Source organism: Streptomyces sp. NPDC005492 (assembly GCF_040605995.1).
GTDB lineage: Bacteria > Actinomycetota > Actinomycetes > Streptomycetales > Streptomycetaceae > Streptomyces.
The window spans coordinates 1-26,986 of record NZ_JBEXDX010000069.1 but is presented as its reverse complement, the minus strand read 5'-3'; the positions used below and the strand labels follow the sequence as shown (position 1 = coordinate 26,986).

At 69.2% G+C, this 26,986-nt stretch carries 30 protein-coding genes; 8 read left to right on the top strand and 22 right to left on the bottom strand.

Going from position 1 to position 26,986, the window contains the following annotated elements; translation table 11 throughout:
• The first annotated feature begins 201 nt into the window (after window positions 1–201).
• Window positions 202–558: a hypothetical protein gene (locus tag ABZT04_RS43120; RefSeq protein WP_356065349.1), complete on the top strand. Its 357-nt coding sequence runs from the start codon at window positions 202–204 to the stop codon at window positions 556–558.
• Between the two features lie 162 nt (window positions 559–720).
• Here ABZT04_RS43120 and ABZT04_RS43115 read toward each other — a convergent pair whose 3' ends face one another.
• Entirely contained in the window at window positions 721–1,716 is a 996-nt protein-coding gene (locus tag ABZT04_RS43115) for a PIN domain-containing protein (protein ID WP_356065346.1), read from the bottom strand.
• Between the two features lie 344 nt (window positions 1,717–2,060).
• On the opposite strand from ABZT04_RS43115, the gene ABZT04_RS43110 reads away from it, so the two are divergent.
• The 5 genes from ABZT04_RS43110 to ABZT04_RS43090 all read left to right on the top strand — a co-directional run bounded on the left by ABZT04_RS43110 (window position 2,061) and on the right by ABZT04_RS43090 (window position 7,358).
• Window positions 2,061–3,176: a hypothetical protein gene (locus ABZT04_RS43110; protein ID WP_356065343.1), complete on the top strand. Its 1,116-nt coding sequence runs from the start codon at window positions 2,061–2,063 to the stop codon at window positions 3,174–3,176.
• Window positions 3,177–3,397: 221 nt separating this feature from the next.
• A complete protein-coding gene (locus ABZT04_RS43105; protein ID WP_356065340.1) occupies window positions 3,398–5,920 on the top strand; it encodes a DnaB-like helicase C-terminal domain-containing protein in 2,523 nt (840 codons plus the stop codon).
• Window positions 5,920–6,492, top strand: coding sequence for a hypothetical protein (locus tag ABZT04_RS43100; RefSeq protein WP_356065337.1), 573 nt, complete (start codon window positions 5,920–5,922; stop codon window positions 6,490–6,492). Before ABZT04_RS43105 ends, ABZT04_RS43100 begins: the two co-directional genes overlap by 1 nt.
• An 85-nt stretch (window positions 6,493–6,577) precedes the next feature.
• Window positions 6,578–6,961, top strand: a complete 384-nt coding sequence (locus tag ABZT04_RS43095; RefSeq protein ID WP_356065334.1) for a hypothetical protein — start codon at window positions 6,578–6,580, stop codon at window positions 6,959–6,961.
• 28 nt (window positions 6,962–6,989) lie between these two features.
• A complete protein-coding gene (locus ABZT04_RS43090; protein ID WP_356065331.1) occupies window positions 6,990–7,358 on the top strand; it encodes a hypothetical protein in 369 nt (122 codons plus the stop codon).
• Window positions 7,359–7,975: 617 nt separating this feature from the next.
• Here the strand turns inward: ABZT04_RS43090 and ABZT04_RS43085 are convergent.
• From ABZT04_RS43085 to ABZT04_RS43055, 7 genes are all read right to left on the bottom strand, one after another.
• Window positions 7,976–9,655: an SIR2 family protein gene (locus ABZT04_RS43085; RefSeq protein ID WP_356065329.1), complete on the bottom strand. Its 1,680-nt coding sequence runs from the start codon at window positions 9,653–9,655 to the stop codon at window positions 7,976–7,978.
• Window positions 9,656–9,923: 268 nt separating this feature from the next.
• The gene (locus tag ABZT04_RS43080; RefSeq protein WP_356065326.1) at window positions 9,924–10,241 is read right to left on the bottom strand and encodes a hypothetical protein; all 318 of its coding nucleotides are present in this window, start codon (window positions 10,239–10,241) and stop codon (window positions 9,924–9,926) included.
• Between the two features lie 168 nt (window positions 10,242–10,409).
• Entirely contained in the window at window positions 10,410–10,982 is a 573-nt protein-coding gene (locus ABZT04_RS43075; protein WP_356065323.1) for a hypothetical protein, read from the bottom strand.
• A 191-nt stretch (window positions 10,983–11,173) separates the two neighbouring features.
• Window positions 11,174–11,362: a hypothetical protein gene (locus ABZT04_RS43070; RefSeq protein ID WP_356065321.1), complete on the bottom strand. Its 189-nt coding sequence runs from the start codon at window positions 11,360–11,362 to the stop codon at window positions 11,174–11,176.
• Window positions 11,363–11,389: 27 nt separating this feature from the next.
• Entirely contained in the window at window positions 11,390–11,893 is a 504-nt protein-coding gene (locus ABZT04_RS43065; protein WP_356065319.1) for a hypothetical protein, read from the bottom strand.
• A 522-nt stretch (window positions 11,894–12,415) separates the two neighbouring features.
• Window positions 12,416–14,272, bottom strand: coding sequence for an NACHT domain-containing protein (locus ABZT04_RS43060; RefSeq protein WP_356065316.1), 1,857 nt, complete (start codon window positions 14,270–14,272; stop codon window positions 12,416–12,418).
• 453 nt (window positions 14,273–14,725) lie between these two features.
• Window positions 14,726–15,223, bottom strand: coding sequence for a hypothetical protein (locus ABZT04_RS43055; protein WP_356065314.1), 498 nt, complete (start codon window positions 15,221–15,223; stop codon window positions 14,726–14,728).
• Window positions 15,224–15,250: 27 nt separating this feature from the next.
• Here ABZT04_RS43055 and ABZT04_RS43050 point away from each other — a divergent pair, with 27 nt between their 5' ends.
• Window positions 15,251–15,583: a PQQ-binding-like beta-propeller repeat protein gene (locus tag ABZT04_RS43050; RefSeq protein ID WP_356065355.1), complete on the top strand. Its 333-nt coding sequence runs from the start codon at window positions 15,251–15,253 to the stop codon at window positions 15,581–15,583.
• Here the strand turns inward: ABZT04_RS43050 and ABZT04_RS43045 are convergent.
• The 11 genes from ABZT04_RS43045 to ABZT04_RS42995 all read right to left on the bottom strand — a co-directional run bounded on the left by ABZT04_RS43045 (window position 15,480) and on the right by ABZT04_RS42995 (window position 22,061).
• Complete coding sequence (locus ABZT04_RS43045) at window positions 15,480–15,761, bottom strand: hypothetical protein (protein ID WP_356065312.1); 282 nt, start codon at window positions 15,759–15,761, stop codon at window positions 15,480–15,482. The two genes, ABZT04_RS43050 and ABZT04_RS43045, sit on opposite strands and share 104 nt — an antisense overlap.
• Window positions 15,762–15,911: 150 nt before the next feature.
• Window positions 15,912–16,280 (bottom strand): hypothetical protein, encoded by a 369-nt coding sequence (locus ABZT04_RS43040; RefSeq protein WP_356065310.1) that lies wholly within the window; start codon window positions 16,278–16,280, stop codon window positions 15,912–15,914.
• A 148-nt stretch (window positions 16,281–16,428) separates the two neighbouring features.
• Window positions 16,429–16,902, bottom strand: coding sequence for a hypothetical protein (locus tag ABZT04_RS43035; RefSeq protein WP_356065308.1), 474 nt, complete (start codon window positions 16,900–16,902; stop codon window positions 16,429–16,431).
• Between the two features lie 89 nt (window positions 16,903–16,991).
• Entirely contained in the window at window positions 16,992–17,978 is a 987-nt protein-coding gene (locus ABZT04_RS43030; RefSeq protein WP_356065306.1) for a hypothetical protein, read from the bottom strand.
• 166 nt (window positions 17,979–18,144) lie between these two features.
• Window positions 18,145–18,504: a DUF6300 family protein gene (locus ABZT04_RS43025; protein WP_356065303.1), complete on the bottom strand. Its 360-nt coding sequence runs from the start codon at window positions 18,502–18,504 to the stop codon at window positions 18,145–18,147.
• An 86-nt stretch (window positions 18,505–18,590) separates the two neighbouring features.
• Window positions 18,591–18,935 carry a hypothetical protein gene (locus tag ABZT04_RS43020; protein ID WP_356065300.1) on the bottom strand — a complete coding sequence of 115 codons (345 nt, stop codon included), beginning with the start codon at window positions 18,933–18,935 and terminating at the stop codon, window positions 18,591–18,593.
• A 5-nt stretch (window positions 18,936–18,940) separates the two neighbouring features.
• Window positions 18,941–19,864 carry an ATP-binding protein gene (locus ABZT04_RS43015; RefSeq protein WP_356065297.1) on the bottom strand — a complete coding sequence of 308 codons (924 nt, stop codon included), beginning with the start codon at window positions 19,862–19,864 and terminating at the stop codon, window positions 18,941–18,943.
• A gap of 55 nt (window positions 19,865–19,919) precedes the next feature.
• Complete coding sequence (locus ABZT04_RS43010; RefSeq protein ID WP_356065294.1) at window positions 19,920–20,135, bottom strand: hypothetical protein; 216 nt, start codon at window positions 20,133–20,135, stop codon at window positions 19,920–19,922.
• A gap of 28 nt (window positions 20,136–20,163) precedes the next feature.
• Window positions 20,164–21,012, bottom strand: coding sequence for a hypothetical protein (locus ABZT04_RS43005; protein ID WP_356065291.1), 849 nt, complete (start codon window positions 21,010–21,012; stop codon window positions 20,164–20,166).
• Window positions 21,009–21,785 carry a hypothetical protein gene (locus tag ABZT04_RS43000; RefSeq protein WP_356065284.1) on the bottom strand — a complete coding sequence of 259 codons (777 nt, stop codon included), beginning with the start codon at window positions 21,783–21,785 and terminating at the stop codon, window positions 21,009–21,011. Before ABZT04_RS43000 ends, ABZT04_RS43005 begins: the two co-directional genes overlap by 4 nt.
• 147 nt (window positions 21,786–21,932) lie before the next feature.
• Entirely contained in the window at window positions 21,933–22,061 is a 129-nt protein-coding gene (locus ABZT04_RS42995) for a hypothetical protein (RefSeq protein WP_356065358.1), read from the bottom strand.
• Window positions 22,062–22,290: 229 nt separating this feature from the next.
• Between ABZT04_RS42995 and ABZT04_RS42990 the strand changes: the two genes are divergently transcribed.
• The gene (locus ABZT04_RS42990) at window positions 22,291–24,300 is read left to right on the top strand and encodes a S9 family peptidase (RefSeq protein WP_356065281.1); all 2,010 of its coding nucleotides are present in this window, start codon (window positions 22,291–22,293) and stop codon (window positions 24,298–24,300) included.
• Between the two features lie 26 nt (window positions 24,301–24,326).
• On the opposite strand, the gene ABZT04_RS42985 is transcribed toward ABZT04_RS42990, so the two are convergent.
• The 3 genes from ABZT04_RS42985 to ABZT04_RS42975 all read right to left on the bottom strand — a co-directional run bounded on the left by ABZT04_RS42985 (window position 24,327) and on the right by ABZT04_RS42975 (window position 26,274).
• Entirely contained in the window at window positions 24,327–24,464 is a 138-nt protein-coding gene (locus tag ABZT04_RS42985) for a hypothetical protein (RefSeq protein ID WP_356065352.1), read from the bottom strand.
• 506 nt (window positions 24,465–24,970) lie between these two features.
• Window positions 24,971–25,672, bottom strand: a complete 702-nt coding sequence (locus tag ABZT04_RS42980) for a hypothetical protein (RefSeq protein WP_356065278.1) — start codon at window positions 25,670–25,672, stop codon at window positions 24,971–24,973.
• 434 nt (window positions 25,673–26,106) lie between these two features.
• Window positions 26,107–26,274, bottom strand: a complete 168-nt coding sequence (locus ABZT04_RS42975) for a hypothetical protein (RefSeq protein ID WP_356065275.1) — start codon at window positions 26,272–26,274, stop codon at window positions 26,107–26,109.
• Between the last annotated feature and the right edge of the window lie 712 nt (window positions 26,275–26,986).

Below are 26,986 nucleotides of genomic sequence, written 5' to 3'. Positions count from 1 at the left end.
CTCGGCAGGAACCGCTGGGACAGTCCCGCGCCGGCCGCGATCACGACCGTCACCGGCAGGAAGGCCAGACCCGCCTGGATCGGGCTGTACCCCAGGCCTGGCCCGACTGTTGTGTTCGTACCGGCGTACACGCGCTCGGGGCCCGCCGGCCCCAGGCTCTCCAACCCGGGCGGCGGGCAGGCACTCCCTGAGGAACACCTGATGACCACGATGCACCCCGACGGCGGCCGGGGCCAGGACATCCCGGTCTCCGTGCTGCTGAGCAGTACGCCGGAGGACTTCCTGGCGCTGATCGAGCACGAGGCGATCTGTTTGCGGCGCGAGGCCCGGGCGCTTCGGCGTCGGCTGCGCCGTGAGCAGAGGCGCGAGTTGCGCGTGCGCGTCGTCCGATTCGCGGTGAAGGCCGCCGCTGTGGGCCTCACGGTCGCGGGCACGGCGGTGTTCGTCGCGGCCGTGGTCGTCCTCGTCCTCGGCCACGTGACCGAGGCGATGGAGCTGTTCGTCATCGCGACCGCGGCCTGGGCGGGCGTCGCCGCGGCGCAGTTCTTCCGCGTCTGACCCCGCAGGGACGAAGGGCTGTCCCTCGCTGAACTCTCTTTCAGGGTCGCCGAGTTGGTCGCCGTGTCGCCTCAGGTCGAGCGCTGCGGCCAGTCTAGCGGTCGAGGACGTCCACGCCGGCACCGCGCCGGCCGCCGTGGTGCCGGTGGTGCGTCCGGTCCGCTACGTCCAGGGCGGGGCGGTGATCTGCATGTTGGTCCTGCCGAGCTGCCATTTCCCGGGGGCGGGCTGGTGGAAGGCGGGGAAACGGTGCAGGAGACGGCCCAGCCCGTCCATCTGCCGGCGGTGCGGGTACTGCGCGGAGGTTGGAAGGGCCGCCAGGATGTCGGTGCGCGTCATCGGCGCGGGCGCGCGGGCGAGCAGCCGGGCGACGAGGGAGAGTTCGTCGTCTCCGGCCTCGCCTCGTTCGGCGTCCTTCCATGTCGATGTGTGCAACTCGTGCCGGGCGTACGGCTCGGCGAGCGTCTGCAGAACCTCCATACCGACCCGGGCGAGTGTCGCTCTGGCCTGGGGAAGTCGGGCGCGATTGCGGTACACGTAGATCCCGGCGGCGACCGCCACGGCGCCGGCGGCCAGCGGATGGGCGCGCGTCAGGCGCGCGGTACCGATCAGAGACCGGCCGGACACCTCCACCAGCGTGTCACTGCGCCGCACGGCCCGCTCGGCCGCGCCGATCTTCCCGAGCACGGCCCGCAGCGCGGGCCAGTCCCGCGCGGCGACGTCGAGGCGGATCAGGTCCCGGTCGGCGGCAAGGAGAACGACGGGGGCGAGGACGTCCGCGAGTTGGATGATCCCGACGTCGCTGAGGTCTTCCTGCGCGAGCCGGTCGGCGGCCGCTGACATGGGCAGCCCGTTCACGCAGACGACGTGCAGCAGCGGTACGTATTCCTCCCACCACAGCCGCTCCGCCGCCATGAGGTCGAAGTCGCCGCCCTCGTCCTTGCGGTCGGCGAGGACGCGCGGTACCTCAGCCCACACGTAGTGCGGGATGAACCCGCGCAGCGTCCCATAGCGCATCCCGGCCAGGATCGAGGACGGCTTGCCCCGCTTGAGAGCGGCGGTGATGTCCGAGGTGAGTACCGAGGTGTCGAACACTCCCAACCGGAAGCCGCGGTAGGGCTCAAGAGGCCGCGGGCGGCCCGGGACGCTGCTGTACATGACGGGAGCGTAGGCCCCGGGCCCGGAGGGCGGCACCGGATTTCCCGCTCAGGGTCCTGGCACGCTAGCCGGGCAGTCTCCATGATCGGTTCCCGAGAGCAGCGGCGGACGGGTAGCCTGCGGGCAGCGGCCGACGCATCGGCCCAAGTCGGTGCTCCGGCCCATGACCGGAGTGCATCACGGCAGAGGTGCCCGCGGGCCCCGTACGACGGGGTCCGGACTGTGAGCATCAGTGCGGAACTGCACCAACTCCTGACAGCCGTACAGCTGTTGAGCCTTCCGCATGCTGCTCTTCATCGCGCGCATCGGGTCATGGGGCCGGGCGCGGGAAATGCGAGAGCCGTATGACCAATAGCCACGGCCGTAAGAGCCGGGCGAGAAAGACGAGCCGCACCCGGGGCGCCGCGTACGTCGCCGCCAACGCCGGCACCCTCCACCGACACGGCAGCGGCCCCTCCGCGACGGATCTCCGGCCGTCCGCCCCCAGCCGCTGGGGAGTTGCGAGCGCGCCGGACATGCGGATCGCGTCCGCGCTGATCGGCGCGTGCATCGAAGGGTGCGCGCCCTGCCGGGCGGCCCTGGCGGCCAAGCTCCTGGACGACGAGGACCCGATCGCCCTCGCGGTGACCGCCGGGGCCGTCTGCAACCTGCTCGCGATCCACGAGCCGGACGGAGAAACTCCGACCGACAAGTCCCTCCAGACCTTCCTCCTCCTCGTCATGCACGCCCGTCTGCACGTAGGCGAGGCACGGGTGTTGGTGGCCACCGTCGAGGCGATGTCGCGCGAGGACCGCGCAGCGCTCCTGGAGGCCGCACTGGAACTGTGGGCGCACTACGGGCCCCAGCACATGGACCTGGTGGTGCGCGGCCAGGGAGGCCTGGCGGATCTCACCGCCGTCCATTCCCCGGCCGCGGACCCCGGAACTGAAGCCGGCACCCTCCCAGTCGTACGCACCGCGGCGCCGGGCCAGGACGCCGGCCCGCCCGTCCCGCGCACGGGCCGTGCACGCCCTCACCCAGTTCACCGACCCCCGTTGACCACATCCCGTACGGAGACCCCGATCCACATGAGCGAGAACACCAAGAACCTTGAGCAGTACGGCGAAGACGCGGCCCGCGCCCTCAGTGAACTCGTCGGCGCCCTCCAGTACCGCGGGATCACGTACCCACTCGAGGCGTACCGCATCTTCAGCTACCTCACCCGTACCGCCGGAGAGCTGCGGACGGCCGTCGAACTCCTGGGGACCTCCGTGCAGGGGCTCCACGACCGGGACCGCCTGATGACCGACTACCGGGGTGAGCCGCTCGACGAAGTGATCGAGCGCTTCACCGAGTTGTGCGGCAGGTCGATGGACCTTGCGGGCGGCCTGAACGGCACCTTGAGCAAGGCCCACTCCGCGGTCGGGCACCTCGCGTACAAGGAGACACCTGACGAGCAGGAGTCGGAGGCACGCGGCTGAGACCGTCTGTTCGTCAGTGCGCGGAGGCCGGGGCGGATGGCCCCGGCCTCCGCCCTGTTGTGCGGCTCTTCGGCGCCGCTCGCCGACGCGCGTTTCACCCGGTCAACCCCGCCAGCAGACCTCACAGGTGAGTGAATTTCACGCACCAATGCGTGACTCTCGCAAAATTATGTAGCTGATTTTGCTACCATGGTGGTTAGTTTGGTTTCCTGGGAGGGCGAGTGAGTCAGAGTCAGAAGCCGCCAGCCGAGACCGCGATGACCGCGACCGAGGCCCGTACGGAGCTCTTCGCCCTGGTGAAGCGCGCCGAGGAGGACGGGGTCTCGACGCTGATCCACAAGAGGGATGATCACGCCCTGCTGGTGCCGCTGGCCCGGTTTCCGGCAGCCCGGCAGCCCGGCGCGTTCCCGTCCCACGTCCTGAGTGCGGCACAGAAGGACTTCGGTGATCTCATCACGCGGGCAGCTCAGGGCGAGCCGCAGGTGCTCCGGCGCAACACCACCCCCGTCGCGGTACTGCTCCCCGTTACCGACTCAAGTGCTCCCTCGTCCGACACGGCCGCGCACCCGGGCGCGGCGTCCGCAGGAGGTGCGGTGAACAGCCCACACACTCAGGACCGCGGCAGCACGCCGCGCAGGCTCACCAGGCTGGGTGACGCCATGGGGGCCGTCCTCACTTCCGGCCCCGCCGGAGGCCCCACGTTCGGGCTGCCCGGCCTGGACGCCGCGACGGGCGGTCTGCAGCCGGGCAAGCTGACGCTCGTGGCAGCTCGTCCGAGCGTCGGCGGAAGCCTGCTCGGTCTGGCGGCCGCACGGCAGACGGCGCTCGTCGACCACGGCATGGTCTTGTACGCGGCGTCGGGACCCAACCGGGACGACATCTTCCGCCGGATCGTCTCTGCGGAGACCGGTGGCGACTACCCGCGTCTGAAGCAGGGCCGCCTCACCGAGCACGAACAGGAGATCGCCCACCAGTTGGTCCAGGCGGGCGACCTCCTGATGATCGACGACGGCAGCGACCTGACCGCCGTGGACATCGCGGAGACCGCCCCGCACATGGAGGGCCTGGCCCTCGTGGTCGTGGACCGCCTTCAGGCCGCCCGCAGCGCCCGCCTGCCGCTGTCCGGGGACCGTCTCCCGGACGCCTCCCAGGTCCTGGCCTCCCTCGCGCGCGCCCTGCACGTGCCGGTCCTCGCCATCGTCGACAGCGACGACCCCGCGCTCCTGGGACTCCTCGACGCCGACGTCACGCTGACGCTCACGCCGACCGAGGACCCCGCCAGGGTCCAGGTGACGGTCGCCGAGCGCGACCTCGGCGCGATCGGCTCGGCCTACCTGAGCCCCGACCTGCTGCATGCCCGTTTCCTCGACGCCGGCAGCGCCCCCGCCGTCCGTACGGCCGGTGAGGAACCCGCGCGTCCGCTGGGCACGGCCGTGGAACGGGAGTTGGCCGAGGCGGCGCTTCCGTACACGTCCGGCGCCCGGCAGGGACTGCCCGCGGCCGTCACCCATGTACTGGCCGCACTGCGCACCGCGCTCACGAACGGCAACCGTGAGGCCCTGAACGAACTCGGGCCGTCGCTCACCGAGTTCGCCGCGGCACCGCCCCCACTGCCGGACACCGACGCGGGACGCCGCCTTACCGCCGCGCTGAACGCCTACAACAACACCACCGTGCACGCCGGCATCGGCGAGCGGCCCGCCGAGGGCAGCAGCGGGCACGTCCCGGACGACGGGGATGACACAGAAGGCGAAGTGGAACTTCAACCGGGGGATGAGGAGGACGAGCCGGAGACAGCGGTCTTCCCCGCGTTGAAGATCCTCAAGGACGCGGTCGGCCGCTCGAAGATGCATCCGGTCCCGGTCATCGGCATCGAGGCGCGGGAAAGCGGTCCGTGGCCGCTGATCAGCGAGCACATGGACGGCGAGCCCCGCTGGGTCCACCCCGACGTCACCAGTACGCGCGTGCCCTTCATCCGGGAGAACGGGAAGCGGGTCCGGCGTGACCAGCTCGGCGTGCCCGACTCCTTCGGCGCGGGGGTGATGTGCCTGATCGACCGCAACGGCTCCTACCCATCCGCCTGTTCAGCCGTCCCTCTCGCCCCGAACAAGCTGCTGCACACCGGGCCCCTTGAGGAATTCGACAAGGCAAGCGCCGGCATCTACCTCATCGACATCCCGGAGTGGACGCGCACGGACATGCCGCACCCGTTGGGGCGGATCATCGACCGGCCGGACGACCAGGGCCGGGTGTGGGTCACCACCCCGCACATCAAGCTGCTCGTCAAGCTCGTCCGTGACCGCCACATCGCCGCGATGCCGACCATCCACGACTCGTGGACCGGGAAGGCCAACGAGTCGCTGTTCAAGCCCTTCTACGCTGCTGCCCGGCAAACACGCTCCGAGCTGGTCGAAGCCGGCGGTCAGTCGTACAAGGCGTACAAGACCCGGCTGTCGATCGCGCTGCGTCTGCTGTGGCCCAAGCGGCAGGAACAACGGTCCCCGTTCTGGCGGCCGGACTGGCGCATGAGCATGGTCGCCGAGGCGTCCGTCCGGCACTGGGTTGCGGCCTTCAACGCGGTCCTGGCGGGCCACACGCTCATCGCCCTGCGCAACGTGGATGCGGCCGTCTTCTGGACGCCGCCCGGGACGCCCCCGGACACGTACCGGATCGGGACCGGCTTCGGCGAGGTCAAGGCGAAGTTCATCGAGCTGGGCGAGATGATCCCCGAGGGTGACGACTGATGGCCGGCCCCACAGGCCGCGGCGACTCCCTGGGCGCCGCGCTCAACGACCTCCTGCGCGCCCAGGTCACACCCCGCCACCGGCTGTCGACATACAACGCCAAGCACTGGCACGCCCAGCTCTCCCAGCTCACCGGAACCCGACGCGGATACGAAGCACTGGAAACCGCCGGCCTCGACGTCCGGGCCGACACGCTCTTCAAGTGGCTGTCGGATCCCGAGTACAACGTCCGCCGCGGCTACCGCGACCTCATCCACACCGCCTACGAGAGCGTCGCGATCGTCCCCGCCGACCCAATCTCGGACCACATCAAGCGGGGCCAGTACGAGATCAGCGGTGTCGTCAGGACCGGGACCGACGAACGGACGCGCGGCACGGTGGACGCCGCGCCTCTGCGGATCGACGGTACCCGGGGTCACTGGGACGAGATCGAGGAACTCTGGCTCACCGGCGAGCTCACCGACGACGAGTTCGAGGACCACTTCGTCGACGACGTCATCGTGGAGGACATCGGCGAAGGCACCGACGGATGGGAGTTCCCCGGCGCCTCGTACTCCGTCGAGGTCAGGTAGCAGCGCGCACGAAGCAGGTGAAGGACAGCGGCCGCTCGATACATCGTCACCAGTCGGCCGGGAACGTCACGGAGAGGATGTGCACATGGCTCAGATGAAGATCCGGGATCTGTACGGCCTTCTGCGCCAGGCTCCCCGGCGGCAGGACCTGGAGCAGGACGGCATCCGGCTCGTGTACGACGGCACGGCCCTGCACCTGTCCACCGCCGACCACCCGGACACCGTGATCGCCCGGACCAACACCTGCGGATTCACGACCGGGCCGTGGGAGGTGACCGCGTACCGCGCCAGCATCACCAGCGTGGAGGTATGGCTGCGCATCAACCCCGAGTACGGCGACCACCTCATCGACGTCTCCCCGTTCTGGCCGACCAGGCCCGCCGGGATCGCGTTCACCGCGGGCGGCGGGCACACGGACGCGTTCCCGGCGATCGCCTGCCCGACGACGCCAGCCGACCGGCGACCCTAATCCGGCAGCCGGCCAGGAAGGGAACGCAGTGGCGAACGAAGGGGCACAGCGCCGGGAGACGCTCGCTCGGCAGCGCGAGCAGTGGGAGACCGAGACGGCGCTGAAGGCTGTGATGTCGGACCCCGAGGTTCAGCGCCTCAAGCACGAGATCGACGCGTTGGAAGCCTCCATGGCGCAGGAACTCGGCCCCATACTCCGGCGTTTCCGGGAAAGGTACGACCGAGCAATCCGGGACGCCGACCTCGACCTGCTGAGCCGCTCATGTCCGGGCAAGCACGGCAGGTGGGGGAGGATCTGCGTCCTGGACATCGGACACGAAGCGGAGTACCCGCACGTGGGGACCACCTCCGAGGGGCAGCCCGTCGCCTGGGTGGGGAGTGCTCCGGACGACGACTGAACTCCCGGTTGGGCCAACACTGCGTACGACGCTCCAGCGGGCGGTGGACGGTGCGCTTCTGCGCACCGGGGATCAGCCCAGCAAGTCCTCGGACACGGACGGCGTGCGGTATGCTGGCGATGGCCACGACGTCGGGGGCGGGCCGAACGCGCGGCGAGCGGCCCGCATGTGCAGAGCGGCGAGGGCGGCGTCGGTGCCACCGCCGATCGCGGCACCGAAACCGAGCGGTACTACTAGGCTGAGCACGACGATTCCCTAGCACGCCGTTGATCTGATCCAGCCTCGCCATCGGCACACTGGAGACCATCCGACGCCCCCAGTGCGGTCCGGTGCGCCCGGCGAACTGGGGGATGACGGCGGAGCCGAGTGACGGATCGCGCGCGGGGGCGGCAACTGCCTTCTTTGCAGGGCCGAGACAGGGCGCGCCGCGCGGGACACGCAACGCCGCGCCCCTGCGCTGCTGGAGTTCGGCGCCTACGGCATCGGCGTCTGCCTCCAGCACCCCGACGGACGGCCGGAGACGCTGGTGGAACCACGGCCGCGGCGCATCAAGCACTCGCCCACCAGCTGGTGGTTCGCGGAGACCGATTACGGCCAGTTCGGGGATCGACGACCCGCTACTCGAATTCTCGCCGTGTGATCTCTTTGTGGAAGCTGGTGTCGATTGCGGTCGTCGCCCTGTCGATACTTTCGGGGGCGGCGTCCTTGAGGAGACCCAACGACCACGGGCCGGACTTGGCGTCGATGATCTTCTTCACCCAGGCGGCGGAGGCTGGTGCGTAGACGTCGCCGTGCTCTGTCGCGCGGATGTGGGGCCAGCTGAGGTTCCGGCCGGCGACGTGCTCGACGATGAGACGCAGGTACTCGAAGCGTTCCCAGGCGTCGCGGAAGGTGTTCTCGGTGAGTGCGAGGTGCTGGGTGAAGACGGGCTGGAGCTGGGTGTAGAGGCGTTCGGAGGATTTCTCGCGGAGCCCGATGGTTTCCCAGGGGGTGAGGAGGGCGGCCGCGGGATACGTCTTCTCGCCGTAGGGGTCGAAGGCGGTGGGCCCGTCCAGGAGCCGCACGAGGGTGCTCCAGCGTTCTGCGGCCAGGGCGGCGATTCCGGCCGTGTAGATGAGCATGGTGGCAGGGGCTTTGGTGAGGTGGAGTAGGGCGGTGCTGCCGCTGCGGTCTGGCTGGGTGCCGAGTGGCTCGATGTCGTGGAGCCACCATCGGTCGGTGTCTTTGTTGCCCCAGTAGGCGGTGGTGGCGGTGAGGGCGAGCAGCAGTTCTGTCTCGGCTTCGAGGGTGGCGAGGCTGTGGGCGTGGTCACCGTCGAGGTGCAGGCGGAGGTCGGCGATGCGGCTGGTCTCGCGGTGGAGGGCATCGTGCAGGGAGACCGCCGGTCGGGTGCCGGAGAGGGCTCGTTTGGCGATGGCGACGGAAGCGGCGATGCTCGCCGGGTGCTGGCGGGCGGTGTCGGTGAGCGCGTCGACGGCGTCGGCGGTGTGGGTGAAGAAGGTGTCGGCATCGGTCTCGACGTAGGTGACGGCGCGGTGGGTGAGGAGATCCTGGGCGGCCTCGGACAGCTCTGCCGGGTCGGTCCAGTAGGAGGCGAAGAAGCGGTTGTTGGTCCGGGCGAAGGCCTTGCGCAGGGCGGGATCCGTTCTGGCGGACCAGCCGGAGATGACGAGGCCGTACTCGGCCAGGACGCGGTCGAGCAGGGCGTCGGTGGCGGCGGCGTAGTGGTCGAGCTCGTCGGGGGTGTTGAGCATGCTCGTCGGGTCGAGGTAGTCGCCGTGGAGGTGGACGACGACGCCCTTGAGGGTGTGCAGCGGGGCGAGGCCCGCGGCGTCGTCCTCGTTGGTGACGACGGTGGGCTCGATGCCGGCCTCACGCAGGGCGGTCTCCATGAGCCGGTCGAAGTTCGTCGTCAGCACGATGCGGACGTGGCCAGCGGCGACCAGGCGGGCGATCGCGTGGTGTGCGGCGGTGGGCTGCTTGAGGCCGTCCTCGCGCTGCTGGTCGTCGGGCTCGAAGTAGGAGCGCAGCATCGCCTGGCGCTCGTAGGGGGTACTGGTGAGCGCGTCCAGGAGGCGGTCGTAGGTTGCAGGGTGCCCGAAGCGCTGCTTGTACCAGGCGTGCGCGTTGCCGCGGGTGGTGGTGCTTTCCGCTGCCGCCAGGCGCTCGATGAGATCAACCTGGACGTCCCACGCGGACGGCAGGCCCGCGGCCATCGAGACGCCTGCCCCGAGCAGGACCGCGTACGCGCCGGGGGTGTCGCGCATCGCGAACGCGAGTTTGACATGGGGCTCCACAGCTGGCCTCCGGGGTGCGACGGCGTGAGGGACCATCGGTCGCACGGAGCGGCCTGTCCGCTCCCCATGTTAGCGTCATGATGACGAGAACGGGTCGCTCGCGGCCTTTTTCGGGACGAGGGGGTCAGAGCCCATGACCATGTCGTCGGCGTGCTCTAGATGTGATGTTTCATGAGGTTGGTTCCATGAAGTGCTCGGACGTGAGCTGCCAGTACGGGCCTCATCTGGACTACTGAGGGATGTGCCGTTGCGGACGGGGCGCGCGCACTCAGCGGTAGCCGAATCGCCTGAGGTTCTCGGACGCGCCGTACGAGGACTTCAGGTAGTCGTTCTCCTCCTTCAGGTAGTTGTTCTCCGCCTCAAGGCAGGCGTTCCTCACCTCCAGCTCGTCCGACGTCGCAGTCAGGTCGGCAACGAGCCCCTGGAACCTCTTCCAGGCGAAGACCCCGGTGGCCGTCACCGCCAGAGCGGCGATGCCGATTCCGGCAGCGGCCTTGACCTTGCCGAGCGTGGCCATCGCAGGCCGGGCGCCCTCTTCACGGCTCCCGGCGTCCCCCGCCTGCGGCACGTGCTTCTGTTCAGTCATCGGCCGATCCCCTCCCGTAGGCAGATGACCTTGCCACAGACCGGGGTCTTCCGGCAGCCCTACACGTGGTACCTCATGACGTTGATTCCGTGACATCTGAGACACCGTTGCCGATCGCTCGACAGCCGGGACCCGGCTCCGCGCAACAGGCGACTGGGCAGGCGCGGTTCAGTCACTTTCAGGGTCGTACGAATCGGGCTCATAGTCGTCGAACGACGGCTCGTCGGGTGCATCAAGCTGGGCGTACAGGCGTGCCCGCTCCGTCACGTCCCGCAAGTCCACCAGGCCGAACGCGGCCTCGGTATAGCCGGCGTCGAATCCCAGGAACAACTCCTTGCCGGGCAACTCCTCAATGGCCCACTTCTTCTTGCTTTTCGGACCGGTCGGGCCCTTCTGCGCGAGGAGATCGGTGAAGGATGCCTCGTCGAGGTGCTCAATGGTGTTGCGCAGTTTCTTCAGGAGTTCGTCCGACTCCTCGGCGTCGCCGGTGATCCGCTGGTGGGTCCGCGACCAGCGCTCCATCTGGTAGGCCGACATGACGAGTCGGTAGCCACGAACCCAAACGTCCTCGATTGCCCGTGCGAGATCGCCCTCAGTTGGCGACCACTCCTCCCCGTAGTCGATCGCCCGGTCCGTCCATGCGGCCTTGCTCGCCGCCTGGTAGTAGCTGTGGGCGTCACGCTGGACGGACCGCGCCCACAGCGCCAGCATCCGCACCACGACCCCGGTGCGCGCATCCACGGAAGCCGTTGGTGGCTCGGTCGCGGAAGGTTCCTCAGCGCCGGGCGGCCCCGGCAGAAGCACGCCGCGTCCGTCCGGCGGAATGCGAAACGGACGGTGCGCATCCGGCGTCCAACCCTGCGGCGGTGTCCAGTCGTCGGAGGGCGGCGGCCATCCAGGCGGCGGCGGCCACTCCGGCGGAGCTATGTACGTCATTCACACATCATCGACCCACCACTGCCCGAGGAGACCGTGCGTGAGGCGTCGCCGTCCAGAATCACGACCGTGGCACCAACCTCATGCGACAGCACATCTAGAACAGGCGTGACGATCTGATGCGGGATGGTGGCGCAGGACAAGGGTCCTCCGGGGCCAGCGCCGTGGTGCAGGTCGAACGTCACGAAGCTTCCACAGGATTTGCGCGGGATTCACGGGCTGCTGCGGCACGTGTAGATCGTGAGTGACAACTCCTTGACCGCGGCTCGGGCACGCGCGGCGTCCGCGCCTTCGTCGATGGCCTCCAGCGCGGCGGCCGCAGACACGCGGACGGAACGGGGCAGGTCGTCGTATGCGGCGAGCCGGTAGGCGATGGTGCGGCGTGCTTCTCGTTCGTCAGCGCTTACCCCATCAGAGATGAGGGGGAAGACCGCCGCCTCGTAGATCGCGATGCTCATCAGGACCACGTCGGACAGCCCTGCCACATGGCCTTCGAGGCCCGCCTCGCGGACAGCAGCCACCGCAGGCCGGTGGCGGAGGAGCATTCCGAATCCCGTGCCGAGGCCGGCAGCACACGAGCCGACCACGGCACCGGGCCGATTGGCCACGAGGGTGCCCAGGCAGGCCCCGATCCCCACCACAGACACCAGGACCACCATGGTCATCACGTACACACGGGTGCAGAGCGGGATCGTCATGACCAGCAGTATGGCCATGCCCTCCGACACGGTGCCCGGGACCGCCGGCGCGCGCTGCACCGCTGCAACTGGTGCTGATGTGGCAGCGCAAGGGCATCGTGCACCAGGTACTCGACGAACTCGACGCCTTGAGGGGCCCAGCGCCACAAGAGCTGTGCGCGTCGGTACGGGGGCAGTTCGTCCAGGGCGGCCATGGGGGGATCCTGACGTACGGCACTGACACTCAGTTCGACCTTCGACGACCGCGGCGCCAGACGGGACATCTGCACCCGCTGTATGGCGTCTCATGGCCGGCGACCCCATACCGCCCGCCGACTACTGGTCAGCAAGCCCTTTAGCGAGGCGGGTGGGCGGCCGCGTCCAGTGAGTCGGACCGAGGCTGGCGTGACTGCGAGCCGTGAAGGTGTGAGCTGAGGGATGTCGGGATCTGGGGGTTGGCATTCCCCCGGTTGATGTCTGTCCATTGCGAGCGCGGTGCGAGGGCGCGCGCGGGGCGTTTCCGGGCTTCGTTCGGTGGCCGGGCGTGGTGTTCCGCAACGGTCAGGGCAGGGGGTGGGGGTGCTGGCGGAGCCAGTGTTGGAGTTCTCGGTGGCGGTACTGGTAGGCGGGGCCGCTGTAGCGCAGGAGTCCTGCGGTGACGGCCCAGTCCAGGAACTGGCCTAGCTGGAAGGGGAGATGACGGTGCGAGCAAAGCAGAAATACCGCATACCGTAGTGAAGCGTGCGGACCGGCTGACCTCCCGAACATGATGCCGACGACAATGCCAGCGGCAGTGCTGGCCTCGGTCCCGAAGGCGAGCCCGACCGCGGTCCCGAACATGATGCCGCCCGCGATGCCGCACATAATCCCGAAAGCAATCCCGAACCAGGCGTCTCTCCTGATGACGTCTCGGGCTCCAAGACTCATACCCGGCTCCTGCGGGATCCCGGCCGTGACTATGAAGAGGGCCCCGATCGCGAAGCCCATCGTGAGCCCGATCGCGGCCCCTTCCCTGATCCCCACAACGATCCCAGCCACCACCCCAGCCACGATCGCGAGCGCGAGGAGGCCGTGTGCTTGAGGGGTTCTGAACGGGGAGTCAAGCCTCCTGGGGCGGTCGGTTGTGATGCTGAATACTCCGATCATGATGGCAAGTCCACCGATCAGGGCGGCAAGAACGCCGGCTTCCGGCTGGGAGATGGTCCATGTGAGGGGAAGGGCGGTGAGCACGGTGAGGGCACCCAAGAAGGCGTCGATCGCGCGGACGCGGGTGCGTCCGGCGAGGGGCCACAGTTCGTGCAGGACGAGGTCAGTGGTCTCTGCTCTCGCGAGGTTGGTGACGCCGAGGGTGCCTGTGGGGTCGAGGTGGGTGGTTAGGTGGTGGAGCCAGCGGTGGACGTCCTCTGGGGTGTAGCGGCGTGGGTTGGGGGCGGTGCGTACGGCGGCAGGGATGTAGCGGGCCAGGAGGTGGCGGTCCAGGGTGTCGGGGTCGGTGAGTGTGAGGAGTTCGGCGGGGTTGCCGTCGTGTTGGTAGACGGTGGCGGTCAGGCAGAGCCGCCAGGGAGTGGAGAGGATGGTGGCCAGGTTCCCGCCCGGGTGGTTGGTGAGGTGGTCGGCCAGGGGCTGCCAGCGGGGGGCGTCCAGGGCGCGGTTGGTGAGGTAGATGCGGGCGTCGCCGGTGCCGACCGGGGCTACGGCGATGCGGGCGGCATCCACGACTTCGGTGCGCTGGGTCAGGGCGTTGTAGTGCCGGGTGCGGCAGGTCAGGATGAGAGGCCCGGCGTCACGGCCCTGCTGGTAGGCATTGAGGGCGCGGACGACCGCGGTGGCGCGGGGCGCGTCGGGATCGGGGGAACCGTCGGGGAGTGGGGGATCCATCTCGTCCAGGCCGTCCAGGACCGGCAGGACCAGACCGTGAGCGACCAGTTCGGCGGCCATGTCCGTGGGCCAGTCATAGGCGTCGACCAGTCGTTGTCTCAGCAGGTCGGTCAGGGACTGGCGTTCGGTGTCCCACAGGGAGAGCGGGATCCGGACCGGAATGGGGTCATCCTCGGCGCGACCGTCGATGAGAGACAGCAGCAGTTCCAGGGCCAGAACGGTCTTGCCTGCGCCAGCTGCCCCGGTGACGATCAAGCGGAGCGGGCGGGTGGCACGGTAGTAGGTGACGATGTCGGGCAACGTCGCCGGTCCTTGGCCGTCGGCGGACAGTCGTCCGGCAGCCGGAGCGGTGGCCGGACGAAGTGCGGCGGGGTGCAACACGTAGATGAGGTTGATGCGCCGAGTGTCGTCGCCCAGCAGCTGCCTCCACACCGCGCTCTCGTCGGCTTCGACGTGGTGGGCCAGGGTCGCAGCCCAGCCGCGGGCGCGTTCGGCGTTGTTGCCCTCAATCGGCTTCCGAAGGGCCACGATCGCGGCCATGAGTCCGGCTACCCCCAACGAAAGACCAACCAGGCCCGCAGTGTCAGCCGGCTGGAGGCCACCGTGCATGATCTGCCGGATCGCATACACGACGCTCACCACGATCGCCAGCATCCCCAGAGCGCCGATCAACTGCCACTTGCGCCTCTGGCGGCGTCCCCCGAGTTTGACCACCCCACGATCATCCCGGCCGGCACCCTCCGGAGAGCTGAGTTTCTCCCATCCGTGACCGATCGAATCTGGCGCCGCCTGCACAACCGCTGGCACACCGTCCTGGAGGGCGGTCTGCAGCCCGCGGCGATCGGCGACGTCGTCACCCGCGCCGGCCAGCGAGCCGGGATCGAGATCCGCTTCACCGGCCACAGTCCCCGCCGCGGCCTTCAGGACGTGGTCGGTGCGGTTGGTCGCGCAGGTCAGGGGCGCCTGGGAATCGCAGGGCGTACAGCACGCCGTTCATCGCGTTGTCATGGTGGGGTGGATGAACGCCGTTCCGGCCCGGCGCAAGGCGGTGTGCGCCTTCCGGGTCCGCTCGTGGCCGGCGGTGAGCAAGGCCTCGACGTCCGGGCCGAACCTGCCCTCGTCGTCGACCGGTCCGGTCTCGATGTCGGACAGCTCGACCGCCGACCACGTGGCCTCTTCGGCGGCGGCGATGAGCGTCTGGTGCGTCGTGGCGAGCGCGAGTCGGTCGCGGGCGTTGGTGATCGCGGAGTGGGCACGGTAGCGGGCGGCCCCGTCCGCGCTGGCCTCGTGTTGCCCCTCGCGGACTCCGGCGAGCCACAGCCAGTACAGCTCCCGGTAGGTCAGAACGGCCTCAAGCAGCTGGCCCGTTGCCTCCTCGACCTCCTGGCGGTGCGCCTCGGCCCGTGCCCGCCGGTCTGTCCAATGCTGGGACACGATGACCAGGGCGGCGCCCGCGAGGGTGCCTAACACTGCGACGACGTTCGACCACATCCCCCGACTCCTCTACTTCCGCTTTCCCTGCTGCAGTTCCTGCAGCTGGCGCTCGGCCGTGTCCGCCCAGGGGCAGTCCGACCACGGCGATGGCGGCCGCGAGCGCGGGGCGCTCCGTGGCCGGCGGTCGTGGATGGCGCCCTCCTCTACGCCAACACCCACGACAAGAAGGTGTACGCGCTAGACGCGGCCACTGGTCCGGGCGGTGCCTCACGACTGGAGCAGCCGACTGCCTGGGAGGACCCGTTTGCCCCGTCTACAGCACTCCGAGCAGGGCGTTGTCCTCCCACTCGTCGGCGACTTCAAGGTAGCCCGCGAGCACCTTGGAGTGCGGGGCCCATCCGCCCTGTTTGGCGATGACGATCTGGTCGTGGCCCTTGAGGCGGGAGGACGTGGCACTACAAGGCCGCCGACGGCCGCTCCAGGCCCTGCGTGCCGGTTCCCGGTCCGAGGACTGCACGCCCGGCCCCACGTTCGCCGCCCGCCACCTCACCGCGGACGCCGACCTCGCCGTCGACGGGCTACTGCTCGACTCCAAGAGCACCCGCTCCACCCGCCCGCACCGCCTGAGTTGATCCCCGTCGCCGCTGCCGGCACACCGGGCAGCCGTCGGGGCTGCCGGAGCGCATAGTGCCCTCGCCGACGCGATCCCATGCCGTTTCGCTTCGCCCGGTTGGGTGCCGGTTCTTCACTCGTTATCCGGCGTGCTCATCAATCCAGTCTTGGGGGATGAGAGCGTCTCCGTTGCGCCAGTTGAGAGCGCGAAGAGGGTCCTCAGCTGGAGAGATGAGAGGGCCTCGCCTGCCGACACGGATCTCGTGCTGGGGCCGGGCGCGGCCGCAACAGCTCCGGCTACGGCACCTCTCCCGGCGAAGTCCCTGATGTACTTCCACTCCAGGTCGCGGATGACCTGTGCTGGTGTCGCCTCCGGGTTGCGCTGGCGGGTCCGGGCGATGTTCCTCCGCGCGAGTGGGCGCTGGGTGTCGATCATCTGATCGAGGGCCTGTTGCCCACGTGTTGCTGCCGGAACCAGTCCGTCGGGGGTGTCTGCTGCCACGCCTGGTGCTCCTTAATCGTCGCATCCGACCGGGTCTCCCCACCCAGACCAGCTGAGGGGTTCTCGCGTGAGATGGGCGGGCTGTCCATCTCAACTGGAAATGAGCAAGGTCGGCTGGCCCGTGGACCAGGACGTCGGCCTCTCGATATCAGGGGGTCGGGTAGGGGCGCGGGTGACCGCGTCGGACGTAGTCGTCGGCCGATGCAGCGACGAACTCGAGAGCTCCCCGGCGTCCGTGTACTTCCAGGAGCATCACGGCCATGCAGACCGTGAGCGCGTGGATCTGGGCGGTCGTCGGGAAGTCCCCCAGCCCGCTGGAGGCCAGTCCCGTGCCCGCAGCGACACAATTGCGCACCGCGGTTGTCATCATGAACTCGCAGTCCACCGGTGCCAGGGCGGCGACCGTGTCCAGGAGCGGCACGGACATCGACGGCTCGCCGAGGTCGTCGAACAGCCAGTCGTGGTCGCGGGCTTGCCACGCAAGCGTGTGCGCCAGCTGGTCACTGTCCAGGCCTTCCAGTCCGGCCCTGACCCGGGTCCGGTCCTCGGTGAGGTAGGCCCACATCAGGTCCGTGGCCCGCCACATCCCCTCCGCCAACGCCGCCCGCTCATCCGCCACCATGGCCCTCTTCTATCGGACCCGTACGGATCGCGGCAGCAGATCCCACCGGGTTCACTCCCCAGCCATCAGCGACACATGCTCCCGGCGGGCTACCAGCGGTCCGCGATGGCCTGTGCGGCGTGTTCGACGCCTGGGTCGAGCGAGGAGGCGGCAACCAGAGCCGCCTGGTCTCTGCGCTGTACGTGGGCTGCCAGGTCGTGGTCGCCGACGTGGATGTGGCCGAGGAGGGGGATGCCGGCGGCAGTCATGTTGGCTTCCACGGCGCGGACGAAGCCGGGTTCGGGTTCCGCTGCCGGCTGGGCGCGGCTTCCGGTGATCATGCCGAGGAAGGTGGAGGGGCGGTGGTAGAGGAAGTTGAGGTGGCGTTCGCGCAGCAGGACGGCGCTCTGCTCGGCGGTGAGCGGGCGCTCTTGGTGTTCTTCGGGCAGCGCGCCGTGGGTGAGGGTTTCGGCGGTGGGGGCGCCGTTGCTGGCGGCGAGCACGATGAAGTGGTCCACGAGTTCGCGGTGCGGCCAGGTCGGCCGGCCCATGAGGACCACGGTGTCGAAGTGGCGGCGTCCCTGCTGCAGTGCGTCGCGGAGCGGGTTGTCGTCACGGTTGAGGAGCCTGGGTTCGTCGGGTGGAGTCGACCAGGGGGTGTGCTGCTCGACCAGCAGTCCGCCCTGCTTCCGGCCGGTGCCCGCAGTCCACAGCACGGTGCTGCGGTGTCCGGGCAAGGCCTGCTGCCGCTGCTCGGCCGCCTTCCGCTCCCGGGCTTGGCGGGAGTACAGCGCCATGTCGGCCTGGTAGGGCTTGTACTCGTGCACGAGCAGCACTCGCATCCCCTGCCGCGCCCACGCGGCCGCCAGTTGGACGGCGAGGGTGCCGAGGTCGTACTGGTCCTCCAGGAGGAACTGCACGGTGCGCCCGTGCCTGGAGGGTGGGGCTGCGTGGCGGACCTGGGTGTAGCGGACGCCTGTGGCGTGTTGGGCCTTGCGGGCTCGGGCCTTGGGGCCGCTGGCACCGGACTTGGTCATGAGGATCGATCTCCGCTCCAGGGCCCCCGCCACCCCGCAGAGTCGACGACGCGCAGGCATGAGCGAACAGTGCGGGACCGTCCCTGGAACCTGCGGATCCCGGTGTCCTTGGCCCGGTGCGTGACCGGTGCGGGGGACCGGACGCGGGCTCGCGGCGTGCGCAGCCTGCCGCAGCCCAGACCCTAGCGGAACAGCAGGTCAGCGACCGGACCCAACACGCGAACGTTCACGGAGTCGCGCCGCGGAAGGAGAGGGCAGGCCTGCGCGGCGGCACGGGGCTCGAAGGCCTCCACGGTGTCGTGATCAGCCGTGTCCGCGTGGTGTGAGGCCGGTCGGCGCCGGTCGGCGCCGGTGGGCTGAGGGGAGCTTCGGGTGGTTGGGCACGGGCCCACCCGTGGGCGTGCATGGTCTCGGTCTCCCAGTCCTCGAACAGCTGGGGGAGTGCCTGAGGGTCGCGGTCGGTGTCGCGGTGCCAGCGGATGAAGGCGCGGGCGGCAGGACGATGGCCGTCGCAGGCCGCACAGAGCTCCATGTCGGGGTGCAGGCGGGCGAGTTCCTCGTTGGTGAGGTTGTCGAGGCTGCCCATGCGGCTGAAGGATCCGTCGGGGCGTACGAGGTCGCCAGGTGAAGGACATACCGTCCCAGACGGCTGTTCCCTGGGCAACGCCGGGTTCAGAGGAGGCCGTTGTGGCGGGCCCACTGCGCGACGGCGCCGGAGTTGCGGTTGCTGAACTGGTGGGGGTGGAGTTGGCCGCTGCGGGTGATGAGGCCGGTCTCGGGATAGCCGTAGGCCTGCAGGAGTTCGTCCGCGAGCGCGGCGGTGGCCTGGAGGAGGCCGCGGTCGAGGTCGGCCAGGTCGTCCAGCAGAACGCCGGCCTCGGCGGTTGCGTAGGGGTGGAACTCAAAAGCGAGCGTCTGCGGCCGACCGGTCGTCGGATCGATCCGGTCGACGCGGAAGGGCACGATGCCGGGCCGGTTGATGTCGAAGACGTGGTCCTGGGCGGGGTGGGCGGCCATGTCGCTCACGAGAGACACACGGACGTGGCCGGGGCCAGCGGCTGCTGCCCGGTCGCGCGCGTGGGAGGCGAGGAAGGGCAGCGCGCACAGCAGTGGGTAGACGACGTCGCCCGGCTCCGCCGTGTGCAGCGGCCTGCGCCCTCGGTCACGATCAGCCGGCGAGCGCCGACGACAACCTGGCCGAAGTTGCTGACTCCTTGGCCGAGATAGAGCTGGGTGGCTCGAAGCTCTTCCTGGTAGCGGGCGAAGCGGCCGGAGTCGATGACCATGTCACCGGCCTGCTCCGGTACCAGCGTGACGATGAGATGCGGGGTGGTGCGGGAGGCCACCGCGTCGACGAGTTCCGCCTCGACGTCGTCCAGGCGCCGGTCGCGTTCCGCGGCCGCGGTGGACCGGTTGCGGTAGGCGGTGGCCACGTCCGTCTCGGTGAGCCACTCGGTCTGGCTGCCGCCGCGCCGCGGATAGCGCAGGCCGTCCCGGGAGAGCTTGGTGGGCTGGGTGGTGACGGCGTGCGGACCGTAGGGACTGCGGGGAACGGCGATCAGCAGGAACCCGGTACCCGGCACGTCCGGGTTGTGGACGGGGATGGTCTCGTAGGGGACGGGCGGTGCGGTGTTGTTCGCGATGACCTGCCGGATGTGCCGCAGGTGACTGTCGTCCAGGTCCACGTCGAACACGCGGCTGGGCACGCCCTTGTTCTCCGCCATGCCCAGGATGAGAAGTCCGCCGGTGTGGTTGGCGAAGGCGGCGACGTCCTTGGCCAGCTCTTCACGGCTCGGGTCACTACCGGTGTAGTGCTGGCGTTTGTAGTCGAGGTCCTCGGCCTCGGCCGCGTCAGTGTTCCCGACCAGCTCGGAAATGGCCTTGTAGTCAAGGTCGTTAAGCCGTGCACCCAGAAGGCCTTCGAGCCGGCGAAGTCGCGTCACCATGCCCCGACCCTACTGTCGGCGAATGCACGTGGTGACACGCGCCCGTTCTGCCTGCTCACGCTGCCTTCAGCGCCCTGAGAGCGCTGCTCATGAGATCGGGTACCGCTTCGGGCGGTACGACGCGCATGGCCACGTAGGTGAGGACGAGGATCACGATCGCGGTGAGAGCGGCCCGGGTGATGTGGGTGATGTCGGTGTCCTTGGCTTTGTCCATGGCCCTGCAGGTGATGAACGCGAGGACGGACAGGGCCAGGACGAGGAGAAGGCTCATGGTGGATCTTCCTTGAACGAGAGGGTGCTTACCTCTCGGTTCCGGGCTCAACCCTGTCCGGCAAAGAATCTTGAAGAGCGCTATGTGCCTTCCGTTGGGCAGAGCGGCGGCGTTGTTCGGCGGCGAGCCGTTGGGCCTTGCGTCGTACACGTTCGCCGAAGGCCTCCGGGTCGGGAGCGCCGGTGGCGGCTGCGGCCTCGGTCCAGGTGGTGCCCTCGCCCTCGGCGTAGGCGAGCACCACTTGTCGTTCGGCTGGATCCAGAGCGCGCAGCACTGAGTTGAGGCGTTCGTCGTCGAACACGCCGCCCGAAATACCCGCGAGGAGATTAATGTCGTTGGCGACTAGGTCGTACAGCGACATTCCTCCGAGGTCGGCATCCAGGGACAACAGTCGCCCGTGCCGGGTTCCTCGCCGCCACAGCGGCACCAGCTGCCGGTGCAGCACCCGGGCCTCAGCTCTCAGGGCACCCAGGGCGGTCGTGGGCAGAAAGCCGTCGGCTGTAAGTGGATCGCACCAGGAGCCCAGTAGGGCGGTGGATACTGCTTCCCGCCACCGATCGCTGACCCGCATGGCCAGCCCCTTAGCGACGAAGGCGTCGAGACCGCGGTTGTTCCACCTGGCCCACTCCCCGGGCCAGGGACGCTTGTGGATGAGCTGGGCACGCACAAAGAGCCCATACACCAAGGGCTGCGTGGCTGGCGGCTCTGTTGGCGTCTGCTCATTCTGCGGTGACAGCGTGTGAAGCCCAAGGTCGGTGGCGATGACGGGGATGGGACGGGCGAAGAAGAAAGGGTTGTTCGTCACCGGCGCGGCAGGCCGGGGGTCCGGGACGAACGAGAGGTTCCGTCTAAGGCGCCGGTTGGCAAAGGTTCTCACGGCCGGGCCCTCCTCATATCGGTCCGTCGCTGCGCGAGGCGGCGCTTCTGTTCCGTGGCGAGGCGTTTTGCCTTGCGTCGTACACGTTCGCCGAAGGCCTCCGGGTCTGCGGCGCCGGTGGCGGCTGCGGCCTCGGTCCAGGTAGTGCCCTCGCCTTTGGCGTAGGCGATGACGACTGCTCGCTCGGCCGGGGCAAGGGCGCCGATCACGGTGTTGAGGCGCTCGTCGTCGAACACCTTGCCCGTGGGTAGCTCGGCGCAGCCCCCGTTGGCCGCAATCAGGTCGTGCAGCGACAGGCCGTCGCCGAGGCAGGCGTCCAGGGACAGCACCGGTCCATGCCGAGTCCGGCGCCGCCAGATCGGCCCCAACTGCCGGTGCAGGGTCCGCACTTCGGCTCGAAGAACGCTCAGGGCAGCGCACGGAAGGTAGCTGGTGCAGTCCAGTGAGGATGCCCACGGGCCTATCAAGGCAGTGCTGAGGGCGTCCCGCCACCTCTGGCTGTCCGGCAGGACAAGGCGGTTCAGCAGGCTTCCTTCCCCATTTCCCTGCCAATGCCGGGCTGCAACGGCGGCCAGAAGATCGTCGGGGGTGCCCGAGACCGGCTTGTGCCGCTTTGCCATTTCCCACATCTGATCCGGTTGGACGAGGCGAACGCCGTCATCCACCGCCTCAAAAACCCGTTCCGGCAGTGGGTCACCGACCATACCCCAGGCCAACCAGCCAAGGGGTTTGACGGGTGTATGTATCGGTTTGCGGGACTGGTTGTTCGTCATCGGCGGCCTCCAGAGGTGCGCACCCCTGGGAGATCCATGCGGATGCTCACGGTGTGCTCCTGACGGTTGGGCTTCTCTCTGCTCTCAGCCTCCGCAGACGTACTCAACAGCAATGAATGGTGTGTGATGCCCGTCACGAGGAGGTCGTCAGCGTTTGATGCGCCCGCGGATGGCGAGGGCTGCGAGGGCGAGGAGGGTGGGTTCCAGGAGGCGGGAGGTCATTTCGATGTAGGTGCCGGCCGTGGTCAGGTCTTGGTCGGCGGAGCGGAAGACCACCGAGTTGAGGGTGGCGTTCAGTAGGTGTTTTCCTTCCTCAACGCGGCAGGTTAGATCCGCCGTGGGGCCTCTGGGGCAGGAGTGGCCGTTCCGCGAAAGCGTCTCGGTAACGGCGATAGCGAACGGCGTTACATCCATGTACGTGCGAATATGCCGGCAGGGCTGCTGACAGGCGCTCTACCTCATACTCCCTGGCCGTCCGCGTCGCGCGGGGGCGACAATCGCCCGCATGACCGAGTTCTCCGGTGGCCCATCCACCTTCCGTGACCTGTCCGCTCTCGTCGCCTGCCCCCGCGTCAACTCCCTTGTCCTGTCCATCGATGGCACTCGTCTCGTCGCCGCCGTGCAGTCGCTGTCCGGGGACGGGACGCGGTTCGTGTCCGGTCTGTGGGAGATCGATCCGACCGGGGAGCGCAACGCGCTGCGGCTGACTCGGTCCGACAAGGGTGAGTCGGGGCCGGTGTTCGGTCCGGACGGGACGCTGTACTTCCTGTCTGAACGCGCTGCCGCGGACGGCGACGAGGACGAGGGCGCCGCGCTGTGGGCGCTGCCGCCGCGAGGGGAGGCCGTCGTCGTGGCCCGGCACCCAGGCGGGATCGCCGCAGTCACCGTCGCCCGCGACTCTGGCGCGCTGTGCCACACCGCGGGGCTGCTGCCGGGTGCCGCCGACGCCGAGGCGCACGGCAAGCTGCGAGCGGCGCGGAAGGACGCGACGGTCACCGCGATCCTGTACGAGGCCGGGCCGACCCGCGCCTGGGACCACGACCTCGGCCCGGCGGAGCCGCACACCTTCATCCGTGCCGGTGCCGACGCGGAGCCGGTCCTCGTCGGCGGGCAGGGGATGGGTCTGGAGGATCCGGGGGATACGGCGCTGTCGCCGGACGGCACACGGGTCGCGTACCGAAGGTTCGTGCCCGGGCGGGTCCCGGACGAGCATCGCACTGCCGTGGTGGTGGCCGACGCGGTGAGCGGTGAGGAGATCCACGTCGTCGGTGATCTGGAGCACCTCTACGAGGCGCCGCGGTTCACTCACGACGGCTCGGCCGTCGTGTGCTGCCGGATGCGCTACCCGACGTACAACGACCCCTGGGAAGCGACTCTCGTCCGGATCGACCTGGCCGACGGCACCGCGCACGATCTGCTGCCCGGGTTCGACAACTGGCCCGGTGGCGTGGCCTGTTCACCGGTGGACGAGACGCTCTTCTTCACGTCCGACGAGCAGGGGCACGCGCCCGTCTTCCGGCGCGACCCGGACGGAGGCATCACACGTCTCACCGCTTCGGGTGCGTACGGCTCGCTGACCGTGGCCCCCGACGGGCACACGCTCTACGCCCTGCGCCACGCGGTCGACGCGCCGCCGACGCCCGTGCGGATCGACGCCCGTGCCGCCGACCAGACTCCGGCCGAGCTGCCCGCGCCGGGTGGGGTCGGGGAACTGCCCGGCACGCTCACCGAGGTGCACGCGGAGGCGGACGACGGGTTCGTGCTGCGCGGCTGGCTCGTGCTGCCCGAGGGCGCGTCCGCCGAGCGGCCCGCCCCGCTGCTCGTCGCCGTCCACGGCGGACCGCAGGGCAGCTGGAACGGCTGGACCTGGCGGTGGAACCCGTGGCCGTTCGCCGCGCGCGGCTATGCGGTGCTGCTGCCGGATCCGGCCCTCTCGACCGGCTACGGGCAGATCAACCACCGGCGCGGCTGGGGGCAGTGGGGCGGGCGCCCCTACGCGGACGTGATCGCGCTGACCGACGCGACCGAGGCCCGGGACGACATCGATGCCTCACGTACGGCGCTCGCGGGCGGTTCGTACGGCGGGTACATGGCGAACAGGGTCGCCACCGGCACGGACCGGTTCAAGGCGATCGTCAGCCACGCGGGTCTGTGGGACCTGCGGATGTTCCAAGGCGACACCGACGCGCCCTGGTATTTCCAGCGGATCTTCGGCGACCCGCTGACCCGCCCCGAGCGGTACGAGGCCGACTCGCCGCACCTGGACGTCGCGAAGATCCGCACCCCGATGCTGGTGATCCACGGCGCGCAGGACTACCGCGTGCCCGTCGGGCAGGGCGCCACCCTCTTCCAAGAGCTGCAGCGGCACGAAGTCCCCGCGAAGTACCTCTACTTCCCGGACGAGAACCACTGGATCCTGAAGCCGAACCACACGCGCCTGTGGTACGAGACGTTCCTCAACTTCCTCGACCACCACGTCCTCGGCGACGAATGGCAGCAGCCCGGCCTGCTGTGACCCGGCCGATCGCGGCAGCCATCCGCTCAACCGAATTGCGTCACCAAGATTGACCGGCATGCCGGACTTATTAGGTGTTTTTGGCTCCTGTGCACGGTCTCGCGCTCGTCCTCGGTGAACTCCTGCCCCCGCAGCTGCGGGACCAGGCGGCCGAGAGTGGCCACGAAGCCGTGGCAGGAGCCGACCAGGTCGAGGTACTCGATGTGTGCTCGATCGCGCGGACGGCCGGGGTGCGTTCCCGGATCCTGTCCCGGGGGCGAGCCGGTCGACGCGGAAGGGCACGATGTCCGGCCGGTCGAGGTCGACAATGTTCTGGGTGGGGTGGGCGGCCATGTCGCTCACGAGGGTGGCGCGGACGTGAGCGGGGCCGCTGGTGCCGACCAGGTCGCCCGCGTGGGAGGCCAGGAAGGGCAGTGCGCACAGCAGCGGATAGACGACGTCGTCGAGTTCGGCGGTGTGCAGTTCCACGTCCTCGTACCGGTTCACGTGAATCGCAACGATCAGATGATCCGAAGGAATCGGCCTATGCCGTCGCCCGCAATCTGCTCCGCGCCCTGGACCGGTAGGGAGGGTTCCGGCGAACGCCCGGTCCGCCGCGACGTCGCGTCCGGTGAGGTGAGCGGCCTCGTCCAGCAAGTCGGACGGGGGCCGGCGCGTGGCGGTGCTGACGTCAGCCCTGCCCGCCCCGGATCTGGCTGAGCAGGTCCAGTCCCCGCCGGGCCCGTTGTTGGCCGTAGACCAGCACAGCGGCGAGAACCCCGCACGCGCTGATGGCGTAGGCCCTTGTCGATTCGGGTAAGCCGATCTGGCTGACCGTCGCCGCGGACCCGACGGTGATCACCACGAAAGCAGCGATCCGGAGTGCCTCCCAGTCGCGTACGGCTTCCAGCCCCGTCAGCTCCTCGTCGTCGAGGAGGGCCCCGAGGTGGCCTTGGACGTACCGGTCGGCGATCTTCATCAGGAGGCGTGCGAGCTCGGGGATCGCTGCCGCGCCCTCGACGTCGATCCGCGCCTCGGCTTGGCGCAGTGCTGCCACGACGAGACCGGCATGGTGCTTGAGCTGTCGGCGGCGATGGGAGCGGACGGGCAGTCGCTGGGAGGTGCGGTGCATGCGGTTCACCGTGCGGGAGGTGATCCTGACAGCTCCTGCCAGCGCCCGGGCGGAGTCGGCGCGGCGTGCGCCGTGACTGTAGGTATCGGTGCAGCGGTATACCGCCCGTTTGATGACCACGACGGGGAGCAGTTGGCGCGCAGCACCGTCGATCCACTTCGTCCGCGTCGAGGGTGGGGCGCCCGCGGAGCGGAAGAAGGCCACCAGCACGGCGGCGAGCAGCGATGTCGCGGCGATGTTGATCGTGTTGAGGGAGGGCATCGACCAGGAGCCGGTGAGAAGACCCCAAATCTCTGCGGGTTGCCGTAGCTGCCCATCATGCCCGGCTGGCGAGTCGGGCGACTGGGCCCAAGAGCAGACAAAGAAACCAAAAAGACTGCAGACGGTGAAGGCGGCAGGTTGGCTGTCCACCACGCGCTCCTGGAGCCAGACGCCACTGCGCAAGGCCGCCCGGACGCGCAGCGGCGCTGGCGGTAGTCCCAGCCTTCGGAGGTCGGCCTCCAAGGCCTCGACGGCCGCGTTCGCCCTTGCGTATCGGGCGACTGCCTTCCTGCTGCTCAACACCCTCCAGGACACGCCAAGGAACCTTGCCAGGACGGGTCCATAGTTGAACAGGGCCGGGTAGACCAGAGTTCTTCTTCACAGACTGGGCGGCCCGTCTGACGGACCGCCCAGGCCTTGGTGCTGGCTCCTGGTCAGGCTGCCGGAACGGTGCGCTTCCCGTCGGCCGCCTGTACCTGGCACAGCTGGATCACGTGGGCGACCTCATCAGTGCTCCAGCCCAGAATCCTGCTGAGTCGCTGTTTCGCGTGGTGCAGTGTCACCCGGGCGTTGTTCGGATCGACGCCCATCTGCTGCGCCACATCCGCGGGCCGTTTGAACCCGCGCAGGAGGACTCTGGCCGCTTCCCGCTGGCGCGGTGTCAGAACTGAGCAACTGCTTCCTGTAGCGCGGCCGTTGCCTCCTCCGGACCGCCGGACCGCCGGACCGCCGGACCGCCGGACTGGGGGGCCGGGGGGCCGGGGGCCGGGGGGCGGGGCGAAGGCTGGCCCCAAGGCCGCAGCCAGGGCTCTTGCGGATCTGATCCATTACCAGTCTGGTGTCGTCCCGCCCAGCTCTCGAACAGCGCCCCCCATCCAGCTGGCGGCTGTGTGCGGATGAGCCGGTGACGGCGCCGGTGGACCTGACGCTGGTGGCCAGGCATCGGCGCGGGCACGGCGCGATGTACGAGGCCAGCATGGTGACGATCCGCCGCACCGGCCTGACATTGCGCCGACCTTGCCAGGAGGGCCTCTGCACGTTCAGTCCCTGACGCTCGGTCCCTGGTAAACGTGCAGGTGACGGGGCTAGGCGATACCCAGAAGGGACTCAGGGGACTCTCGCTGGGAGTTATGAGTGGTTGTTGTCGTTCCGATCTTGAGGGTTGTGCGTCGAACGGGAGTCTCGATCGGGTGACCGCAGTCGGCCGCGTGCATGAGAACAGACACCTCACGATGCCAACGCGTCAAGCTGCGGCGGCGAGTTCGGTGGGGAACGCGGTGTGTTCGTCGAACAGCTTGCGGTGCTGTAGGCAGT

Bases quoted from the DNA above. Each gene is read 5' to 3' on its own strand.
- ABZT04_RS43120 (WP_356065349.1), top strand. From the start codon at position 202: ATGACCACGATGCACCCCGACGGCGGCCGGGGCCAGGACATCCCGGTC.
- ABZT04_RS43115 (WP_356065346.1), bottom strand. From the start codon at position 1,716: ATGTACAGCAGCGTCCCGGGCCGCCCGCGGCCTCTTGAGCCCTACCGC.
- ABZT04_RS43110 (WP_356065343.1), top strand. From the start codon at position 2,061: ATGACCAATAGCCACGGCCGTAAGAGCCGGGCGAGAAAGACGAGCCGC.
- ABZT04_RS43100 (WP_356065337.1), top strand. From the start codon at position 5,920: ATGGCCGGCCCCACAGGCCGCGGCGACTCCCTGGGCGCCGCGCTCAAC.
- ABZT04_RS43095 (WP_356065334.1), top strand. From the start codon at position 6,578: ATGGCTCAGATGAAGATCCGGGATCTGTACGGCCTTCTGCGCCAGGCT.
- ABZT04_RS43080 (WP_356065326.1), bottom strand. From the start codon at position 10,241: ATGACTGAACAGAAGCACGTGCCGCAGGCGGGGGACGCCGGGAGCCGT.
- ABZT04_RS43065 (WP_356065319.1), bottom strand. From the start codon at position 11,893: ATGGCCATACTGCTGGTCATGACGATCCCGCTCTGCACCCGTGTGTAC.
- ABZT04_RS43060 (WP_356065316.1), bottom strand. From the start codon at position 14,272: ATGGCCGCGATCGTGGCCCTTCGGAAGCCGATTGAGGGCAACAACGCC.
- ABZT04_RS43055 (WP_356065314.1), bottom strand. From the start codon at position 15,223: ATGTGGTCGAACGTCGTCGCAGTGTTAGGCACCCTCGCGGGCGCCGCC.
- ABZT04_RS43035 (WP_356065308.1), bottom strand. From the start codon at position 16,902: ATGGTGGCGGATGAGCGGGCGGCGTTGGCGGAGGGGATGTGGCGGGCC.
- ABZT04_RS43030 (WP_356065306.1), bottom strand. From the start codon at position 17,978: ATGCCTGCGCGTCGTCGACTCTGCGGGGTGGCGGGGGCCCTGGAGCGG.
- ABZT04_RS43025 (WP_356065303.1), bottom strand. From the start codon at position 18,504: ATGGGCAGCCTCGACAACCTCACCAACGAGGAACTCGCCCGCCTGCAC.
- ABZT04_RS43020 (WP_356065300.1), bottom strand. From the start codon at position 18,935: ATGGCCGCCCACCCCGCCCAGGACCACGTCTTCGACATCAACCGGCCC.
- ABZT04_RS43015 (WP_356065297.1), bottom strand. From the start codon at position 19,864: ATGGTGACGCGACTTCGCCGGCTCGAAGGCCTTCTGGGTGCACGGCTT.
- ABZT04_RS43010 (WP_356065294.1), bottom strand. From the start codon at position 20,135: ATGAGCCTTCTCCTCGTCCTGGCCCTGTCCGTCCTCGCGTTCATCACC.
- ABZT04_RS43000 (WP_356065284.1), bottom strand. From the start codon at position 21,785: ATGACGAACAACCAGTCCCGCAAACCGATACATACACCCGTCAAACCC.
- ABZT04_RS42990 (WP_356065281.1), top strand. From the start codon at position 22,291: ATGACCGAGTTCTCCGGTGGCCCATCCACCTTCCGTGACCTGTCCGCT.
- ABZT04_RS42980 (WP_356065278.1), bottom strand. From the start codon at position 25,672: ATGCCCTCCCTCAACACGATCAACATCGCCGCGACATCGCTGCTCGCC.